Raw genomic sequence first — 19712 nt, 5'->3', positions numbered from 1 at the left:
TCGGGGCATCGACCTCCCGGCCGGCGGGACCGATCACCGCAGAGTGCTCGCCGTGCTCCAGTACTTCCGCGACCTGCCCCAGACACGGCCCCGAGCGGCCCTCGGACCCGCCGCCGCCGGGCTCAGCCGCCCCGGCTCGTCCCCAGCACGATCAGCGTCTTGGTGCCCACGACCTTCGCGCCGCTGCGCTGCCCGCGCCGGATGCGGTCGATGACGCGCTTGAGGTGGTCGACGTCGTCCACGCGGAGGCGGACGAGCGCGTCCGGCTCGCCGGCCAGCGTGAACGACTCCACCACCTCGGGCAGGTGGCCGACGGCCTCGTCGATGTCGGCGACCTGCGTGCCCGGCGCGAACCGCAGCTCGGTGAACGCCTCCAGCCGGCTGCCCAGCCGCGCGTGGTCGAGCACCGCGGTGTAGCCCCGGATCAGGCCGGACTCCTCGAGGCGGTCGATCCGTCGCTTCGCGGCGGCGGGCGAGAGCCCGACCTCGCGCCCGATCTCGCTGGCCGACCGCCGCGCGTCCTCCACGAGCAGGTCGAGGATCTGCCGGTCCACGGCGTCAAGGTCTCGTCGGTGCACGCGCAGAACCCTACGTGGGCACGCGCCATAGCGCAAAGACTTTGCGTCTTGCGTCCCTAGAACGGCGAAAGCGCTCGACGTCGGCGCCCTGCCCCGCCAGGATGCCGCGCCATGGTCGAGACCCAACCCGAGCGCCCGGCGCTGGCGACCCTGGAAGCCGTTCAGGACCGCGTCCTCTGGCTCGCGACGTCGATCGTGCACCACGCCAACAAGGTGCGCGCCACGCCGTCGGGCGTGAAGGTCGGCGGCCACCAGTCGTCGTCGGCCTCGATGGTGTCGATCATGACCGCGCTGTGGTTCGAGCACCTCCGCGCGCCCGACCGGGTCTCGGTCAAGCCGCACGCCTCGCCGGTCCTGCACGCGATCGAGTACCTGCTCGGCCGCCTCGACCGCCGGTACCTGACGACCCTGCGCGAGTTCGGGGGCCTGCAGAGCTACCCGAGCCGGCTCAAGGACCCCGTGCCGGCCGACTTCTCCACCGGCTCCGTCGGCATCGGCGCGACCGCGCCGATCTGGAGCGCGGTCGCCCACCGCTACGTCGCCGGGCACTTCGAGGTGCCCCAGGGCGGGCGGCAGGTCGCGCTGCTGGGCGACGCGGAGCTGGACGAGGGCGCGATCTGGGAGACGCTCGTCGACCCGATCGTCCCGAACCTCGGCGAGGTCCTCTGGATCGTCGACCTCAACCGGCAGTCGCTGGACCGCGTCGTCCCGAACATCGCCGCCGGCCGGATCGCCGGCATGTTCGAGGCGGCCGGATGGCACACCGTGACGGTCAAGTACGGGCGCTGGCTGCGCGAGCTGTTCGAGCGGTCCGGCGGCGGCGCGCTGCGGCGCCGCATCGACCAGATGCCCAACGAGGAGTACCAGCGCCTGCTGCGCTCGACGCCCGCCGAGCTGCGCGAGCGCCTCCCGGGCGGCGGCCGCGGGTCCAAGGACGTCGCCAAGCTCGTCGGCGACCTGGAGGACGACGAGCTGCTGCGCGCGATCCGCGACCTCGGCGGCCACGACCTCGCCGACCTGCGGGACGCCTTCGCGCAGGCCGACGCCGTCACCGACCGCCCGTCGGTGGTGTTCGCCTACACCATCAAGGCGTGGCGGCTCGCGACGCAGGGCCACCCCGCCAACCACTCGGCGCTGCTGTCCGATGCGCAGTGGCGCGAGCTGGCCGCCGCGACCGGCGCCGACGCCGAGGACCCGTGGGCGCTCTTCGACGAGGACGCGCCCGCGGCCGAGCTGTGCCGCGCGACCGCGGAGCGTCTGGAGCGCGAGGCGGTCACGCCGGCGCCCGCGCCCGCGATGCCGGCCGAGTTGGGGCGCACCCACGGCGGGAAGGCCTCCACGCAGCAGGCGTTCGGCCGCTTCTTCGTCGACCTCTGCAACACGGCGCCCGACGTGGCCAAGCGCGTGGTCACCGTGAGCCCCGACGTCGCGTCCTCGACCAACCTCGGCGGCTGGATCAACCACGTGGGGATCTGGCACCTCGGCGACCGCATCGACTGGTTCGCCGACGACACCGACACGCTCGTGCGCTGGCGCGAGAGCGCGCACGGCCAGCACCTCGAGCTCGGCATCGCGGAGGGCAACCTGGTGGGGTTGCTCGGCGAGCTGGGCGCGACATGGTCGCGCGACGGCCAGGCGCTGCTGCCGATCGGCACGATCTACGACCCGTTCGTCAACCGCGCGCTGGAGCCCTGGTCGTTCGGCATGTACGCCGGCGGGCAGTCGATCCTGGTCGGGACGCCGTCGGGCGTGACGCTGGCGCCGGAGGGCGGCGCGCATCAGTCGATCATCACGCCGTCGGTCGGGCTGGAGCAGCCGCGCTGCGTGGCGTGGGAGCCGGCCTTCGGGCAGGACCTCGAATGGACGCTGCTGCACGCGCTGTCGCGGCTCGGCCGCGCGGACGGCACGTCGGCGTACTTCCGCCTGACGACGCGGCCGGTCGACCAGACGCTGGCGCGGGTGCCGGACGATCCGCGGGCGCGCGAGGCGCGCCGCCGGGCGGTGCTGGCCGGTGGCTACCGGCTGCGCGCCGCGGCCGGGGCCCCGCGGCTGACGCTCGTCGGGATCGGCGCGCTGATGCCCGAGGTGTGCGCGGCCGCCGACGCGCTCGACGCCGCCGGCGTCGGCTGCGACGTGGTCTGCCTCACCTCCGCCGACCTCGTCTTCCGCGCGCTGCAGGCGCGCCAGGGGCTGGGGGAGGGCGACCCCGCCGTCCTGGACGAGCTGTTCCCCGCCGAGCGCGCGGCGCCGATCGTCAGCGTGCTCGACGGCCACCCGCACACGCTGAGCTTCCTGTCCGCGATCCGCTGCGCGCCGATCGCCTGCCTGGGCGTCGACGACTTCGGCCAGTCCGGCGACGTGGACGACCTCTACCGCCACTTCGGCATCGACACGGAGACGATCGTCGGTGCCGCGGTCGACCTCCTGGAGACCCACTCGTGACCGACATCACCATGCCCAAGCTCTCCGACTCGATGGAGGAGGGCACGATCCTGTCCTGGCTGAAGGCCGACGGCGAGCTGGTCGAGGCCGGCGACGACCTGGTCGAGATCGAGACCGACAAGGCCACGATGACCTACCCGGCCGAGGCGTCGGGCGCGCTCACCATCGTGGCGCCGGAAGGCACCTCGCTGCCGGTCGGCGCGACGATCGCGCGGCTGGGCGTCGAGACGGGCGGGACGGGGGCGCCGGCGGCGCCCGCGGCGAGCGGCGCCGGCCCCGCGGCGTCGAACGGCGACGGCCCCGCCGCGCCACCGGCCGCGGCGCCCCTGGCGCCCCCGGCGACCGCCGGCGCCTCCACCGCGGCCGCGCCCGCCCGCGCGACGCCGCTCGCGCGGCGGATCGCCGCCGCCCACGGCATCGCGCTCGCCGACGTGCTCGGCACCGGCCCGCTCGGCCGCGTCACCCGCTCCGACGTGCTGCGCGCCGCCGGCGTCCCGGCCGCGCCGTCGCCGCTGCCCTCCGGCCCGGCGCCCGCTCAGGGCGCCACGCCCACGCCGCCCGCTCCCGCCGCCACGCCCGCGCCCGTCGCCGCCCCGGCGCCCGAGCCCGCCGCCACCGGCGCCAAGGGCGACGTCGAGGTCGTCGAGCCGACGCGCATCCAGACCGTCGTCGCCCGCCGCATGGCGGAGGCCAAGGCCATCGTCCCGCACTTCCAGGTCCAGACCGAGGTCGCCATGGACGCGGCGCTCGCGTTCCGGGCGCAGCTCAAGGAGACCGGGGCGGCCGCCCCGTCGCTCAACGACTTCGTCGTCAAGGCGGCCGCGCTGGCGCTGCGCGGCCATCCGACCGCCAACGGCTCCTATCGCGATGGGCGCTTCGAGCGCTACTCGCGCGTCAACGTCGGCATCGCGGTCGCGGCCGACGGCGCGCTCGTCGTCCCCACGATCTTCGACGCCGACGAGAGGTCGCTCGGGGCGATCGCCGCCGAGGCGCGGCGGCTCGCGTCGCGCGTGCGCGAGGGGACGGTCAGCCCGCCCGAGCTGTCGGGCGCGACGTTCACGGTGTCCAACCTCGGCATGTACGGGATGACCGCGATCACGCCGGTGATCAACGTCCCGCAGGCGGCGATCCTCGGCGTGGGCGCGATGCGCGACGTCCTCGCCCGCGTCGACGGCGAGATCGTCGACCGCCACCTCATGACCCTCACGCTCAGCTGCGACCACCGCATCCTCTACGGGGCGCAGGCCGCCGAGCTGCTGTCCGACATCCGCACGCTGCTCGAGCAGCCGCTGCGGCTGGCCCTCTAGCGCCATGGCGACGGACGACACGAGCTCCGACGTGATCGTCGTCGGCGCGGGGCCGGGCGGCTACGTCGCGGCGATCCGGTCGGCCCAGCTCGGCCTGCGGACCGCGGTCGTCGAGCGCGAGGCCGTCGTCGGCGGCCGCTGCCTCAACCACGCCTGCATCCCGGCCAAGGCCGTCCTGCGCAGCGCGGACGTCCTGTCGGAGGTGCGCGGCGCCGGCGACTTCGGGATCACGATCGGCGGCGCCGAGCCGGCGGTCGACTTCGCCAAGGTCGTCGAGCGCCGCACCGGCGTCATCCGCACGCTCACCGGCGGCGTCGAGGGCCTGCTCAAGAAGCACGGGGTCACGCGCATCGCGGGCGAGGCGTCGCTGACGCCGGAGGGCGACGTCCTCGTCGGCGGCACCGCCCACGTCGCCGCCAAGGCGGTCGTGCTGGCGACCGGCAGCGTCCGCCGGCCGCTGCCCGGCCTGGACTTCGGCGGCAACGTGATCGGGACCGAGGAGGCGTGGGCGTTGACCGAGCTGCCCACGACGCTGGCGGTGATCGGCGCGGGCGCGTCGGGCACCGAGATCGCCTCGGCCTACGCGCGCCTCGGGACCGCGGTCACGCTCTACGAGGGCCTGGACCGCGTGCTGCCCGCCGAGGACTCAGACATCTCCAAGGCCGTCGCGCGCGGGCTCAAGCGCCAGGGGATCGACGTCAAGACCTCCACGTTCTTCGACCCGGCCGACACGGACGACTTCGACCACGTGGTGATCGCCGCGGGCCGCGGGCCGGACGTCGCCGCGCTCGGGCTGGACGCCGCGGGCATCGCGCTGACCGACCACGGCCTCGTCGCCGTCGACGGCGCCCTGCGGACCTCCAAGCCCAAGGTGTACGCCATCGGCGACCTCGTGCCCGGTCCCGCGCTTGCCCACAAGGCCAGCGACGAGGGCATCATCGCCGTCGAGGACGCCGCGGGCCACGGCACCCACCCGATCGCCTACGGCGACATCCCGCGCGCCACCTTCTGCACGCCCAACGTCGGCTCCTTCGGGCTGACCGAGGAGCAGGCGCGCGCGGCCGGCCACGACGTCGTCGTCGGCACGGTCCAGTACGGCGCCGTCGGCGCGGGCACGGTCTACGGCGACCGCACCGGCCTCATCAAGATCGTCGGCGACCGCACCTACGGCGAGCTGCTCGGCGGCCACATCGTGGGCGCCCGCGCGACCGAGCTGATCCAGGAGCTTGCGAGCCTCAGGCTCGCCGAGGCCGGCTACCCGGACGTGGCGCGGATGATCCACGGCCACCCGACGCTGTCGGAGGGTGTCATGGAAGCCGCCCGCGCCGCCGACGGCTGGCTGATCCACGGCTGAGCCGGAGCGGCTCCCCTCTCTCCCGCTCCGGCTCGCCGTCGGCCGCCCCCGGCCAGGCCGACGGCGGCGCGACGGCGAGACGCCCCGCCTACCCGGCGGCCAGCAGGGCCGCCGCGTACCCGCTCGGGTCGGCGACGCCCTCGCTGTTGACGATCAGGACGCTCGTGCGCTCCGTCAGCCCCAGCTCGTCGCGCAGCTCGCGCAGCGCGACGAGCCCCGCGACGCCCGTCGCGCCCGACACGACGCCGGCGCGCGCGAGCGCCTGGATCGCGCCCGGCACGAGCGCGTCGCCGACCGCGACGAAGGCGTCGAAGCCGGCCAGCAGGTCGGCGAGCGTCGCCATCGACGGCGCGCCCGCGTTGAGGCAGTCCATCGCCGACGTGTGCGGGCCGGGGACGACGTGCCGGGCGCCGTCGCGCGCCGACTCCAGCAGGCAGGCGGCCGACAGCGGCTCGACGCCGACGAGCCGCGGCGCCACCGCCAGGCCCGCGCGGCGGTAGTGGATCGCGGCCGCGCCCGCCAGCGCGCCGACGCCGATCTGCACGAGCACGAGCTCCGGCCCGGGCTCGCCCAGCTCGGCGAGCTGCTCGTCGGCCTCGGCGAACAGCGTCGAGTAGCCCTCGACGATCCAGCGCGGGACGACCTCGTCCTCGGTGGCCGCGGTGTCGGAGACCAGCAGCGTGCGGTCGTCGGCCGCGGCGGCGGCGAACGCCGCGTCGACCGCGTCGTCGTAGGTGCCGTCGACGACCACGACGGTGGCGCCCTCGGACCGGATCGCCGCCGCGCGCTCCGGCGGGACCTGCCGCGGCACGTGGATCACGGCGGGCACGCCGAGCCAGCGCGCGACGCGGGCCAGCGCCCGCCCGTGGTTGCCGTCGGTCGCCGCCGTGACGGTCAGCGGCTGCAGCGGCGCGAACGCGGCGCGCAGCTCGTCGAGCGTCCGCCACTCGCCGGGCTCGGTGCCGAGCCGCTCCGACAGCGCGCGGTACATCGCCCACGAGACGCCGAGCACCTTGAAGGCGGGCAGGCCGAGCCGCGAGGACTCGTCCTTCACCCACAGGCGCCCGACGCCCAGCTCGCCGGCGAGGTCGTCCAGCCGGGCGAGGCGCGTGCGCTGGTAGAGCGGCAGGCGCTCGTGGAACGCGCGGGCCGCGGGCGGGGCCGCCGGAGCGCGGAATCCCGGCTGTCGCCGGGGGTTCTCGAGGTGGAGCGGCCTCTGGACGGCGGCCGTGCGATCGGCGCTGTCGGGGTCCTGGGGGTCGGCGACTTGGCGTGTCATGCGAAACGCAGTATATTGCACCCTGCACGCCAGCCTGCAAGATCCGCAGGATTCGAGGAGGAGAGCTCGATGGACCGTCTCACGTCATCCGCCGCCCACGGGCGCCGTCACCGCCGCGTAGCCGGGCTGTTGCTCGCGGCCGCCGTATCGACCGCGACCGCGCTGTCCGCCGCCGGGTGCGGCGGCGGCGCCGGCGCCGCCGGGTCGACCGGCGGCGGCACCCTGCGCTTCGGCGACGCCCTGTCGAACATCGACGCGACGAACCCGTTCGTCGGCACGAACGTCCTCGCGCGCGCCGCCTACGAGCAGACCTATCCCGAGCTCGTCCAGTACGGCTACGACAACCAGATCACCGGCGACTTCGCCAAGAGCTGGACGTTCGGCGACGACGGCCGCACGCTGACGATGAAGACCGCCGCCGACGCGAAGTGGAGCGACGGCCGGCCGCTGACCAGCCGCGACGCCGCCTGGACGCTCAACACCGCCGTCAAGTACAAGGACGGCCCGACGGCCGCCTTCGGCAGCGGCATCGACGGCCTCGTCAGCGCCGAGGCGCCCGACGCCACCACGCTGGTCCTCCACTACTCGCGCGCCGCGGGCACCGCGCTCTCGCAGCTGCGCCGCGTTCCGATCCTGCCCCAGCACGTCTGGGCCCCGCACGTCGGGTCCGACGGCAAGGGCCTGCAGTCCTTCCGCAACGAGGCGCCGATCGTCTCCGGCGGCCCGTTCATCTGGACGACCTTCAAGAAGGACCAAGTCGCGCTCTTCAAGCGCAACCCCAACTACTACGGCAAGGCCCCGCGGCTCGAGGGGTTCGGCATCCAGCACTACTCCAGCAACGACGCGCTGCTGCAGTCGCTCAAGAACGGCGAGATCGACGCCGCGCTCGAGCTCAACGGCGTCGAGGCCAACTCGCTCAAGGGCATGCAGGGCATCAAGGTCAAGAGCGGCCCCGGCTGGATCTGGGACGCGCTCGGCATCAACTCCAACCCCAAGCGCACCGACCACCGCGAGCTGCTCGACCCGGACGTTCGCATGGCGTTCGCCAAGGCGATCGACACCAAGGAGCTGAACGACCGGCTCCAGCTCGGCTACGCGCAGCCGACCGCGACCCAGATCCCGGTCGGCGAGTTCAGCGACCCGTCGCTGAAGCCCGTCGCCGTCGACGTCGCCGGGGCCAACGCCCTGCTCGACCGGCTCGGCTACCGCAAGGGCGCCAACGGCATCCGCGTCGCCGACGGGCACCCGATGTCCTACCAGCTGGACCTCTCGACCGGCTTCGGCTCGTCCGAGCGCGTCGCCCAGCTGCTGACCGCGTCGCTGGCGCGGATCGGCGTCAAGGTCGACGCCAAGATCATGGACGGCTCGGCGTTCTGGGACCGCGTCACCGGCCCGGACTACAAGTACACCAACTCGCAGCTGTTCGTGGAGAGCTGGTCGAACTACCCGGACCCGGACTTCAGCCTCTCGCTGCAGACCTGCGCGCAGCTCGGCGGCCTCAACGAGACCGGCTACTGCAACAAGGACTATGACAAGCTCTATCAGCGGCAGGCCTCGGAGATCGACGTGGCCAAGCGCAAGCCGATCGTGTACCGCCTGCAGCAGATGCTCTACCGCGACCGCCCGTTCTCGGTGTTCTACAACGAGCCCGCGATCGAGGGCTGGCGCGCCCAGTGGACGGGCTACGGCCGCATGAAGGGCAGCACGTTCTCGGCGCTGTCGAAGTTCCCGCTCATCGACGTCCACCGCGCCTCCTAGGCGCGACGGACCCGACCTCCCTCCGGACCGATGCATCGCGATCGCGCCCATTACGTCGCCCGGCGGACCGCCGCCGCGCTGCTCATGGTCGTCGTGGCGCTGACGCTGAACTTCGTGCTCTTCCGGGCGCTGCCCGGTGACGCGTCGGCGAGCTTCGGCGCCGTGCCCGAGGCGACGCCGCAGATGCGCGAGCAGCTGCGGCGCGACTTCGGCCTCTCGGACCCGATGCCGACGCAGTTCGTCAAGTACGTCGAGCAGCTCGGCCACGGCAACCTCGGGATCTCGGTCGTCGACCGCCAGCCGGTGACCGGCCGGCTGGGCGACGCCCTCAAGAACACGATCCCGCTGGCGCTCGGCGCCACGCTGCTGGCGATCATGTTCGGGTTGTTGACCGGCACGCTCGCGGCCTGGCGCCAGGGCGGGGTGACCGACCCCGGCATGACCGGCGTCGCGCTGACGCTCAACGCGATGCCGGTCCAATGGGTCGGGCTCGTGCTGATCGTCGGGTTCTCGTCGTGGTTCGCGTCGGGAGGGATGCACGACCCGTTTCTCGTCGACGTCGGGGCGTGGGCGAGGTTCACCGACTACCTGCGGCACCTGGTGCTGCCGATGACCACGCTGGCGCTGTCGCTGTTCGGCAGCTTCCACGTGATCGTGCGCTCGGCGGTGCTGGAGACGCTCGGCGAGGACTACGTGTTGACGGCGCGGGCCAAGGGGCTCAGCACGGCGCGCATCCTGCGTCGCTACGCGCTGCGCAACGCGCTGCTGCCGACGGCGACGCTGATCGCGCTGACGCTCGGCTTCGTCGTCGGCGGCGCGGTGCTCACCGAGACCGTGTTCTCGTGGCCGGGCGTCGGCCGCGCCGTGTACGACGCCGTGACCCACCGCGACTTCCCGATGCTCCAGGGAGCCTTCCTCGTGCTGACGCTGTCGGTCGTCCTGTTCACCTACCTGGCCGACCTCCTGTACCTCGTCCTCGACCCGCGGGTGGCGGCGTCGTGAGCGCCCCGGCGAAGCGACCGCGCCCCGGCTCCCAGCTGAGCTGGATCCTGCGCGACCCGCGCTCGGCGGTGGGCGCGGCGGTGCTCGCCCTGGCCGTGGCGGTCACGGTCGGCGCCCCGCTGCTCACCGGCTACGGCCCGTTCGACCACGCCGGGCAGGTCTTCGGCGCGCCGTCGGGCGCCCATCCGTTCGGCCTCGACGACCTCGGGCAGGACGTCCTGACCCAGGTGCTCTACGGCGGGCGGATCTCGCTGCTGGTCGGCATCACGGCCGCGCTGGTCGCGGCGGTGATCGGCGGCCTGGTCGGGATCAGCGCCGGCTACTTCGGCGGGCGCGCGGACACCGTCCTGATGGCGGTGACCGACTACACGCTGATCGTCCCCGGCATCCCGCTGATGATCGCGATCGCCGCGGCCTTCGGGTCGAGCCTGGCGATGATCGTGATCATGATCGGCGTGCTGTCGTGGCCGCAGACGGCGCGCATCCTGCGGTCGCAGGTCCGCAGCGTCCGGGAGCGCACCTACGTCCGGCGCGCGAGCGTGCTCGGCGTCGGGCCGGCGCGGATGATCCGCACGCACGTCCTGCCGCAGGTCGCGCCGCTGATGATCGCGACGACCGTGCTGACGGTCGCGCAGGCGATCTTCGTGGAGACCGCGCTCGCGTTCCTCGGGCTCGGCGATCCCGGCCGCGTGTCGTGGGGGTCGATGATCTACAACGCGTTCGACCGCGGCGCGGTGAGCGCCGGCGCGTGGTGGGCGCTGATCTACCCGGGCGTCGCGGTCGCGGTCGTCGTGCTCGCCTGCAGCCTCGTCGGCCAGGCGATCGAGGCCAAGCTCAACCCGCGCTCGCGCGTGCCGTACCTCAGCGGCAAGCGGTTCACGGTGGAGCCCGTGGCGGCGGAGCACGCCGCGGCCGCGGCCGCGGCGCCCGCCGCCGCGACGCCGCCGTTGCTGGCCGTCGAGCACCTCGACGTCTGGATGCGCAACGCCGCCGGCGACGAGCTGCACGTCGTGCGCGACGTCAGCTTCTCGCTCGGCCGCGCGGACCGCTTCGCGCTCGTCGGCGAGTCGGGCTCGGGCAAGACCACCACGTTGATGAGCGTGCTCGGCCTGCTGCCGTCCAACGCCCGCGTGCGCGGCGCGATCCGCTACGAGGGCCGCGACCTGCTCGCGGGCGGCGAGGCGGGCATGCGGACCGTGCGCTGGAAGGAGATCGCGATGGTCTTCCAGGGCAGCATGAACTCGTTCAGCCCGGTCCACACCGTCGGCGCCCAGATCGTCGAGCCGATGCGCCTGCACAACGGCGCGTCGCGCCGCGCGGCGCGCGCCCGCGCGGCCGAGCTGGTCGGCATGGTCGGCCTGCCGGCCACCGTCCTGGACCGCTACCCGCACGAGCTGTCGGGCGGCATGCGCCAGCGCGCGGCGATCGCGATGGCGCTGGCCTGCGACCCCAAGGTGCTGCTGGCCGACGAGCCGACGACCGCGCTCGACGCGATGGTGCAGGCCCAGATCCTGATGCTACTGCGCCGCCTCGCCGACGAGCTGGACATCGCGGTGCTGCTGGTGACGCACGACCTCGCCTCGGTCTCGCTGCTCTGCGGCGAGGCGGCGGTGATGCAGCGCGGCGCGCTGATCGAGCAGGGGACCGTGGACGCGCTGTACCACGACCCCAAGCACCCGTACACGCGCGAGCTCTTCGGGGCCGCGCTCGACATCCCCGTCGTCGACGCGGCGACCGGGAAGGTGGTGCCCGCATGAGCGTCCTGCTCGAAGTCGACCACGCGGTCTGCAGCTACGCGATGCGCCGCACGATGGGCGACCTCGTCGCCCGGCGGCCGTCGCGCGGGGCGCGGGCCGTCGACGACGTCTCGTTCCACGTGCGGCGCGGCGAGCTGGTCGCGCTGGTCGGCGAGTCCGGCGCGGGCAAGACCTCGATCGTCCGCGGCATCCTCGGCATGGTGCCCGCCGAGTCCGGGGCGATCCGGTACGAGGGCGAGGACGTCTCGACGTTCGGCGGCGCCCGCCTGCGCGAGCTGCGCCGTCGCGTCCAGGTGGTCTTCCAGGATCCGTACGAGAGCCTCGACCCGCGCTTCCGCGTGCGCGACACGGTGTCCGAGCCGCTGATCGTGCACGGCGCCGGCGACCGCGCCGAGCGCGAGGCGAAGGTGCGCCACGCGCTGGAGCGCGTCGGCCTCGCGCCCGACGCGTACCTGGACCGCTTCCCGCACCAGCTGTCGGGCGGCGAGCGCCAGCGCGTGGCGATCGCCGCCGCGCTCGTGCTGGAGCCGAAGCTGCTGATCGCCGACGAGCCGGTGTCGATGCTCGACCTGTCGGTCCGCACCGCGATCCTGGACCTGCTCAAGGATCTCCAGCGCGACGGGCTGGGCATCCTGATGGTCACGCACGACCTCGCGACCGCTGCCCACATCTCCGACCACATGGTGGTGCTCTACTCCGGCCGGGTGGTCGAGTCGGGGCCGACCGCGGAGGTCGTCGGCCGGCCGCGCCATCCGTACACGCGGGCGTTGCTCGGCGCGGTGCCGAGCAAGGACCCGCGCCTGGCGCGGCCGCTGACGCTGCTGTCCGGCGAGCCGCCGGACGCCACGCGCGTCCCGTCCGGCTGCCGGTTCCATCCGCGCTGCCCGGGCGCCCGGGACCGGTGCGCGGCCGACGAGCCCGACGCGCGGCCGCTCGGCGACACCGGGCATCGCGTCGCCTGCCACTTCGCCGACCTGACCGCGCCGCCGACGCCGTCCGACCCCAAGGAGCGCCCGTGCTGAAGCTCGACCACGAACCCGTCCGCCTGAGCGGCGACGACGACGATCGCGCGCCGGCGGTGGTCGCGGTGCCGGTGGCGTCGGCCGATCGCGCGGACGCCGCGCCCGGCCTGCGCGCCGCGGGCTTCACCGGGGCGATCGGCGAGGCGATGGCGTTGGCCGGGGACGGCGACGGGGCCCTGCGCCTCGCGTTCGGGATCGGCGCGCGCGGCGACGCCGACGCGCTGCGCCTCGGCGCGCTGGAGGTCGGCCGCCGCGCCCCCGAGGGCGAGCTGCTCGCCTTCGACCTGACCGGGCTGCCGGGCGACGAGCAGGCGGCGGGCGCCGCCGCGGTCGTCGAGGGCGCGATCCTCGGCTCGTACCGCTGGTCGGCGCCGGAGCCGGGCGGCGCCGAGCCGTCTGGGCCCGCGCTGCGGGTCGACGTCGGCGACGCCCAGGGCGACGAGGCGCTTCGCGTGGCCTGCCGCCGCGCGGCGGTCCGGGCGCGCGCCGCCAACTGGGCCCGCCGCCTCGCCGACACGCCGCCGACCGATCTGACGCCGGCGGCGCTGGCGCGGGTCGCCGGCGAGCTGGCCGCGGCCCACGGGTGGGAGGACGCGAGCCTCGGCGGCGACGCGCTCCTGGACGCCGGCCTCGGCGCCATCCACGGCGTCGGGCGCGGCAGCGCGAACCCGCCGCAGCTGATCGACGTCACCTACCGCGGGCGCGGTGACGGCCCGGTCGACGTCGTGCTCGTCGGCAAGGGCGTCACGATGGACTGCGGCGGGCTCAACCTCAAGACCAACCGCCCGATGGCCGCCGTGATGAAGTCCGACATGGCCGGCGGCGCGGCGGTGCTCGCGGCGCTGGCCTCGGCCGCCACGCTGGAGCTGCCGCTCAACGTGCGGGTGCTCGTGCCGTCGGTCGAGAACCTCGTCGGGCCCGGCGCGCTGCTCCCCGGCGACGTCGTCCAGCATCCCGACGGCCGCCGGACCGAGGTCTCCAACACCGACGCCGAGGGCCGGCTGCTGCTGGCCGACAGCCTCGCCTACGCCGCGAAGGCCGGCGATGGCGCGGCGCTGATCGACGTCGGGACGCTGAGCGAGGCGCCGTTCGCGCCGGTCGGCTGGACGACGATCTCGCGCCACCCGTGGCTCAGCCAGGGCCTGGCCGGCGCGGCCCGGACGACCGGCGAGGTGGCCGTCCAGATCCCGATGGTCGACGGCTACGACGAGTGGATCGCCTCGACGGTCGCCGACAGCAAGAACTTCACCTACGCCCACATGAGCCAGGACCTGATGGTCGTCGGCACGTTCCTGGAGCCGTTCGCGGCCGGGCGCGCGTGGGCGCACGTCGACGTGGTCGGGGTCGCCTGGGTCAACTACCCGTGGAAGACGTGGCCGGCGGGCGCGACGGGCGCGCCGACGCGCACGCTCGTGGAGCTGCTCGCCGCCTGGGACGACGTCGCCGCGGAGGCCGGGCGATGAGGCTCCCGCGCGAGCTGGGGATCCCGCTCGGGTTCTTCGAGCCCGGGCCGGCCAACGCGATCACCGACGTCGCCGGGGTGCGGGTCGGCCACGCGACGGTGGCCGAGGACGCCACCGAGCGCCACGGCGCGCTGCGCACCGGCGTCACCGCGATCTGGCCGCACGAGGGCCGGCCGTGGGACGAGGGCGTCTACGCGGGCGTCAGCGTCGCCAACGGCCACGGCGAGCTGATCGGGATCTCCCAGCTGCGCGAGTGGGGCGTGCTCCGCTCGCCGCTGATGCTGACGTCGAGCCTGTCGCTGGGCGCCGTCTACGACGGGGTCGCGCGCTGGGCGGTGGACCAGGACCCGCGCCAGGCCGGCCACGGCGCGGGCGCGTTCTTCATGCCGGTCGTCGCGGAGGTCTCCGACCTCGTGCTGAGCGACAACCGCGCGTTCCCGATCACGCGCGAGCACGTCGCCGCCGCGCTGGAGGGCGCCACCACCGACCCGCCCGCCCAGGGCGGGGTGGGGGCCGGCACCGGCACCATCTGCTACGACCTCAAGGCCGGGATCGGGACGGCGTCGCGTCGCTTCGTCGCCGAGCCGGGCGTCGAGTGGACGATCGGCGCGCTCGTCCAGACCAACTACGGCGAGCGGCGCAACCTGACGATCGGCGGCGTGCCGGTCGGGCCGCTGATCGACCTGCCGATCCCGCCCCCGCGGCACGAGGGCTCGTGCATCGTGGTGCTGGCCACCGACGCGCCGCTGCTGCCGCACCAGCTGCGGCGGGTGGCGGCGCGCGCGGTCGTCGGCCTGACGCGCAGCGGCGCCTTCGTCGGCAACGGGTCGGGGGAGATCGCGGTCGCGTTCTCGACGGCGGCCCGGGTCGCCGGCCCGCGCCACGACGTCGACCTGCACGCCGTCGCCGACGGGTTCAACCCCAACTTCAACCCGTTGTTCGAGGCGTCGGTCGAGGCGGTGCACGAGGCGGTCCTGAACTCGCTCTTCGCGGCGCGGACGACGACCGGCTACCGCGACGTCGTCGCGCACGCCCTCCCGGTCGACGTCGTCCTCGACGCGCTCGACCGGCGGGGGGTGCTGCGATGAGCGCCCGGGCCGAGGACGTGGTGGAGCTGCTGACGCGGGTCGTCCGCACGCCGAGCGTCAACCCGCCGGGCGCCGAGGAGGCGGTCGTCGGCGTGCTGCAGGACTACCTCGACGCCCACGGGGTGACCACGTGGCGCAGCGACGTGCGGCCCGGCCGTCCCAACCTGTACGCCGAGGTCGGCTCCGGCGCGCCGGTCGTGCTGCTCAACGGCCACCTCGACACGGTGCCGGTGGGGGACGGGTGGACCCGCGACCCGTTCGGCGCGGAGATCGACGGCGGCCGGCTCTACGGGCGCGGGTCGTCGGACATGGGCGGCGGACTGGTCGCGTGCACGGTGGCGGTGGCCCTGCTCGCCGCGCGCGGCGTCGCGCTGGGCGGGACGGTCGTGCTGGCGCTGACCGCCGACGAGGAGGTCGGCGCGCTCGGCGCGCGGCACGCGGTCGAGGTCGACCGCCTCCGCGCCGACGCGGCGATCGTCGCCGAGCCGACCGGCATGGAGGTCTACGCCTCCACCAACGGGCAGCTGAACTGGACGGTGCGGCTGCACGGCCGGGCGTCCCACAGCAGCCGGCCCCACCTGGGCCACGACGCGCTCGCCGACGCGTGGCGCCTGCACGAGGCGCTGCGGGCCACGGGGCGCCCGTACCTGATCGGGCAGCTCGCGGCCGGCACCGCCGCCAACGTCGTGCCGGCCGAGTGCGAGCTGCGGATCGACCTGCGGCTGAAGCCGGGCGAGACCGTCGCGCAGGCCGAGGAGGAGCTGGTCCGCCTGGTGGCCGAGGCGACCGCCGGCGCGCCGCGCGCCGCGGAGATCGACGTGACGCTCGCGGTCCCGCCGATGGACCCGGCGCCCGACGCGCGGCTGGCCGACGTCGTGGCGGCCGCGTTCGGCGCGAGCGCGGAGCGCCATCACGCGCCGTACACGACCGACGGCTCGTGGTTCGCGGCGGCCGGGATCCCGACCGTGATCGCCGGTCCGGGCGACCCGGAGCAGTCGCACACGGCCGACGAGTCGATCGAGCTGGACATGGTCCGGCGGGCCGCGGAGGCCCTCGAGCGCGCAGTGCTCGACGCGCTGGCGCTGATCAGTCGCGCTGAGCTTCCGGCCGATCGTGCAGGATGTGGGGCCTGAGGTGCCCGTTCCGTCCGACAGCGCTCCGATCACCCGGCGCTCGGCCCGCGAGGTCGTGCTCGCCCGCCTGCGCTCCTGGATCGAGGAGGGACAGCTCGCGCCCGGCGAGGTCATCAAGGACGCGGACATCGCCCAGCGCCTGGGGGTGAGCCGCACGCCGGTCCGCGAGGCGCTGCAGATCCTGGAGCAGCACGGCCTGGTCGAGATGGAGCCCGGCCGGCTGACGCGGGTGACCGACACGGCGCCGGAGGACATCGCGCTGGTCTACGCGCCGCTGTCGGCGCTCCAGGCGCTGGCCGCGCGGACGGCGACGCCCAAGGTCGCGAAGGCCGACGTGGAGGAGATGCGCGAGCACAACGCGCGGCTGCTGCGGGCGGTGGAGGCCAACGACGCGGTCGCCGCCCGGGAGGCCGACCGCGCCTTCCACGGTGTGCTGGTGCGCTGCGCGGGCAACCGGTACCTGACCGCGGCGATCGAGCCGATGCTGACCCACATCCGGCGGTTGGAGGCCCTGTACTTCACCGAGCTCGACCTCGGCCATCGCTCCCACGAGGAGCACGAGCGGATCGTCGAGGCGGTCGCCGCGGGCGACGCGGCCGCCGCGGCCGAGCGCACGCGCGTGAACTTCATGCGCTACGTCGGCGCCGAGCAGTAGCGCGCGCCGGCCGACCCCACCGGCTGGAGGACTCGACCATCGCTGGGTCGACAACCGACGCACCGGTTGGGAGAGTGGCGAGATGAACGTCCTCGTCCGCCGTGCGGCCCGGCTCGCCGCCGTCCTGCTCGCCGCCGCCGCGCCCGCTTCCGCCGCGGCCGCGCCGTCCGACCTCGACGCGGGCTTCGGCGCGGGCGGGACGGCGCTGTCGCCGTTCACGCAGGGCGCGTCGACGGCCACCGGCGTGGCGCTCGACCCGCAGGGCCGCCTGCTGGCGGTCGGCACCCGCGTCAACGCGGCGGGCAACCGCGACTGGGTCGTGGCGCGCGACACGGCCGACGGGCAGGCCGACACCGCGTTCAACGGCAACGGCCGCTCGCAGCCGGTCGCGACGTCGCCGGTGACGGGTCCGCTCGCGGCCGGCGGGCTGGCGATCGCCGTGCAGGCCGACGGCAAGCCGGTGGTGACCGGGCAGACGGCGTCGGCGATCGGCGTCGGGCGGCTGACGACCGGCGGCCAGGCCGACGGGTCGTTCGGCAACGACGGCACCAGGCTGATCGCCCTGACCTCGGCCACGCGGGTCGACGGCCGCGCGATCGCGATCGCGTCCGACGGCAGGATCGTGGTCGCCGGCACGGCGTTCATCGGCGGCCATCAGCGCGTCTTCGTCGCCCGCTTCACCACGGGCGGCGAGCCGGACGGGACGTTCGACTCCACCAACGACTCGGGCACCGGCGTCGTGTTCGTCCCCGACACGGCGTGCGACGCGGACGTCCCCGTGACCGACTGCGAGGCCTACTCCTTGCTGCTGGCCGACGGCGCGATCTACGTGGGCGGCGCGCAGCAGCAGGGCAACCTGCTCGGCGGCCGGGTCTTCAAGCTCGTGCCCACGACGGGCGACCGCGGCTGGCACGTCGACACGACCTACGGGAGCGCGAGCGTCCCCGGCGCCGCCGAGATCCCGCGCCACGGCGTCAACGACGTGCGCGCGCTGATCGCGCGGCCCGGCGGCGGGTTGATCGCCGTCGGCCTGGCGCAGAACGGCAGCGACTCGGCGAGCTGCGGCGCCGCCGCGCTGACGGCGAGCGGCGCGCTCGACCCGTCCTTCGGCACGGGCGGCACGACCGCGATCGCGCTCGGCGGCACGTGCGTGGCCTACGGCGCGGCGGCCCAGGCCGACGGGCGCGTCGTGTTCGCGGGCGAGACCGACAGCGGGCCGCGGGGCGCGGGCGACCGGCGCGTGGCGGTCGGACGGCTCACCGCCGCGGGCGCGCCCGACGAGAGCTTCGCGGCGGGCGGGGCGGCCGCGGTGACGCTGGGCGACGGCGCGTCCTACGCGCGCGGCGTCCTGCTGCAGGACGGCAGGCCGGTCGTCGCGGGCGGGGCGGCGTCGGCGCTGGGCGGCGTGTTCGCGCTCGCGCGGCTCGCGGGCGGTGACCGGCCGGGGACGGGCGGTGGTGGCGGAGGCGGCGGTGGCGGGACGGACCCGGGGACGGGCGGTGGCGGCGACGGTGGCGGCACGCCCGGAGGTGTCGCGGTGCTCGACCGCTCCGCGGCCGGCGGCGCGGTCGCCGGGCGGCTGATGCCGATCGTCGTCGGCAGCGCGTCCGGTTCGCCGCGCGTGCGGGCGCTCGGCCTGCCCGGGCTCGGCGTCCTGCGCGACTTCTACGCGTTCGACCCGCTCGGCGTCACCGGCGGTGTCCACGTCGCGACCGGCGACGTGGACGGCGACGGCCGCGCGGAGGTCGTCACCGGCGCCGGGGCCGGCTCGGCGCCGTTGGTGAAGGTCTTCGACGGGCAGAGCGGCGCGGTGCGCTCGGCGTTCTTCGCCTACGACCCGTCGTTCCGGGGCGGCGTGAACGTCGCCGTCGGCGACGTCACGGGCGACGGCAAGGCGGACGTGATCGTCGCGCCGGCGTCCGGCGCCGCCCCGCGCGTGACCGTGTACGACGGCGCGACCGGCGCCAAGCTGATGGACTGGCTCGCCTTCGGGGACGCGTCGGCGCGGACGGGCGCCTCGGTCGCCGCGGGCGACGTCGACGGCGACGGCCGCGACGAGGTCGTCGTCGGCGCGGGCGCGGGCGCCGCGCCCACCGTCGCCGTGTACGCGTACGGCGCGACCACGCCGCGCAAGACGTTCCTGGCGGGCGCCGCCACGGACCGCGGCGGGGTCGCGGTGGCGGCCGGGGACGTCGACGGCGACGGGCTCGCCGACGTCGTCGCGGGCCCCGGCGCGGGCGCGCCCCCGCGCGTGCGCGTGTTCGACGGCGCGACCGGCAAGGTCGAGGTCGACGTGATGGCCGGCGACGCCGCCGACCGCAGCGGCGTCTCGGTCGCCGTGGGCGACGTCGACGGCGACGGCCGCGGCGACGTCCTCGTGGCGCCGCTGGCCGGCGCGGCGACGGTGCGCGTCTTCGACGGCAGCGGGAAGGCGGTGCGTCAGCTCGTCGCGTTCCCGGGCTCGACGCTGGGCGCCGACGTCGCGGCCGTCCCGCCGGCCGGCGCCGGCCTGCGCGGCGGCACCGTGAGCGTGGCCGGCACGACGGCGACGGTCCCGGTCCTCTGCCCGGCGGCGAGCACCGGCGGCTGCACGGTCGACGTCACGATCCGCGCCACCACGGCCGCGGCCGCGGCCACCACCCGCGCGAGCAAGTTGGTGACCTTGGCCTCCGGCCACCGCCGAATCGCCGCCGGCCGCCGCGCGACGATCAAGGCCAAGCTCACCCGGCGCGGCCGCACGGCGCTCGCCCACACGCGCACGGTCCGCGCGACCGTGACGGTCACGAGCCGCGACAAGGCGGGCAACAGGCGCGTGGCGACGCGCAAGGTGAAGCTGAAGCGCGGGGCGTCCAAGCGCCGCTGATCCGTCGCCCC

General features: G+C 75.3%; 14 protein-coding genes. 12 read left to right on the top strand and 2 right to left on the bottom strand.

Annotated elements, in window-relative coordinates; genetic code table 11:
• Positions 1-122: 122 nt before the first annotated feature.
• A complete protein-coding gene (locus VFG42_RS24175) occupies positions 123-554 on the bottom strand; it encodes an Lrp/AsnC family transcriptional regulator (protein ID WP_324911402.1) in 432 nt (143 codons plus the stop codon).
• Between the two features lie 135 nt (positions 555-689).
• Between VFG42_RS24175 and VFG42_RS24170 the strand changes: the two genes are divergently transcribed.
• Genes VFG42_RS24170 through lpdA form a run of 3 tightly spaced genes read left to right on the top strand, consistent with a single transcriptional unit; the run spans position 690 to position 5681 of the window.
• Entirely contained in the window at positions 690-3020 is a 2331-nt protein-coding gene (locus tag VFG42_RS24170) for a transketolase-like TK C-terminal-containing protein (protein ID WP_324911401.1), read from the top strand.
• Positions 3017-4327, top strand: a complete 1311-nt coding sequence (locus VFG42_RS24165) for a dihydrolipoamide acetyltransferase family protein (protein ID WP_324911400.1) — start codon at positions 3017-3019, stop codon at positions 4325-4327. The genes VFG42_RS24170 and VFG42_RS24165 overlap by 4 nt, the downstream gene beginning before the upstream one ends.
• Positions 4328-4331: 4 nt before the next feature.
• Positions 4332-5681: a dihydrolipoyl dehydrogenase gene (gene lpdA / locus VFG42_RS24160; RefSeq protein ID WP_324911399.1), complete on the top strand. Its 1350-nt coding sequence runs from the start codon at positions 4332-4334 to the stop codon at positions 5679-5681.
• Positions 5682-5769: 88 nt separating this feature from the next.
• Here lpdA and VFG42_RS24155 read toward each other — a convergent pair whose 3' ends face one another.
• Entirely contained in the window at positions 5770-6960 is a 1191-nt protein-coding gene (locus VFG42_RS24155; protein WP_324911398.1) for a diaminopropionate ammonia-lyase, read from the bottom strand.
• A gap of 69 nt (positions 6961-7029) precedes the next feature.
• On the opposite strand from VFG42_RS24155, the gene VFG42_RS24150 reads away from it, so the two are divergent.
• The 9 genes from VFG42_RS24150 (at position 7030) to VFG42_RS24110 (ending at position 19701) form a co-directional block, all read left to right on the top strand.
• Positions 7030-8718, top strand: a complete 1689-nt coding sequence (locus VFG42_RS24150) for a peptide ABC transporter substrate-binding protein (protein ID WP_324911397.1) — start codon at positions 7030-7032, stop codon at positions 8716-8718.
• 30 nt (positions 8719-8748) lie between these two features.
• A complete protein-coding gene (locus tag VFG42_RS24145) occupies positions 8749-9720 on the top strand; it encodes an ABC transporter permease (RefSeq protein WP_324911396.1) in 972 nt (323 codons plus the stop codon).
• A complete protein-coding gene (locus tag VFG42_RS24140; protein WP_324911395.1) occupies positions 9717-11477 on the top strand; it encodes a dipeptide/oligopeptide/nickel ABC transporter permease/ATP-binding protein in 1761 nt (586 codons plus the stop codon). The genes VFG42_RS24145 and VFG42_RS24140 overlap by 4 nt, the downstream gene beginning before the upstream one ends.
• Entirely contained in the window at positions 11474-12499 is a 1026-nt protein-coding gene (locus VFG42_RS24135) for an ABC transporter ATP-binding protein (protein ID WP_324911394.1), read from the top strand. The genes VFG42_RS24140 and VFG42_RS24135 overlap by 4 nt, the downstream gene beginning before the upstream one ends.
• The gene (locus VFG42_RS24130; RefSeq protein WP_324911393.1) at positions 12493-13962 is read left to right on the top strand and encodes a hypothetical protein; all 1470 of its coding nucleotides are present in this window, start codon (positions 12493-12495) and stop codon (positions 13960-13962) included. Before VFG42_RS24135 ends, VFG42_RS24130 begins: the two co-directional genes overlap by 7 nt.
• Entirely contained in the window at positions 13959-15050 is a 1092-nt protein-coding gene (locus VFG42_RS24125; RefSeq protein WP_324911392.1) for a P1 family peptidase, read from the top strand. The genes VFG42_RS24130 and VFG42_RS24125 overlap by 4 nt, the downstream gene beginning before the upstream one ends.
• Complete coding sequence (locus tag VFG42_RS24120) at positions 15047-16183, top strand: M20 family metallopeptidase (protein WP_324911391.1); 1137 nt, start codon at positions 15047-15049, stop codon at positions 16181-16183. Before VFG42_RS24125 ends, VFG42_RS24120 begins: the two co-directional genes overlap by 4 nt.
• A gap of 1 nt (position 16184) precedes the next feature.
• A complete protein-coding gene (locus VFG42_RS24115; protein ID WP_324911390.1) occupies positions 16185-16838 on the top strand; it encodes a GntR family transcriptional regulator in 654 nt (217 codons plus the stop codon).
• Between the two features lie 82 nt (positions 16839-16920).
• Entirely contained in the window at positions 16921-19701 is a 2781-nt protein-coding gene (locus VFG42_RS24110; RefSeq protein ID WP_324911388.1) for an FG-GAP-like repeat-containing protein, read from the top strand.
• Positions 19702-19712: the final 11 nt, after the last annotated feature.

The sequence above is a fragment of the Baekduia sp. genome (assembly GCF_035685985.1).
GTDB lineage: Bacteria > Actinomycetota > Thermoleophilia > Solirubrobacterales > Solirubrobacteraceae > Baekduia.
This window is presented reverse-complemented; position numbering and strand designations above follow the sequence as displayed.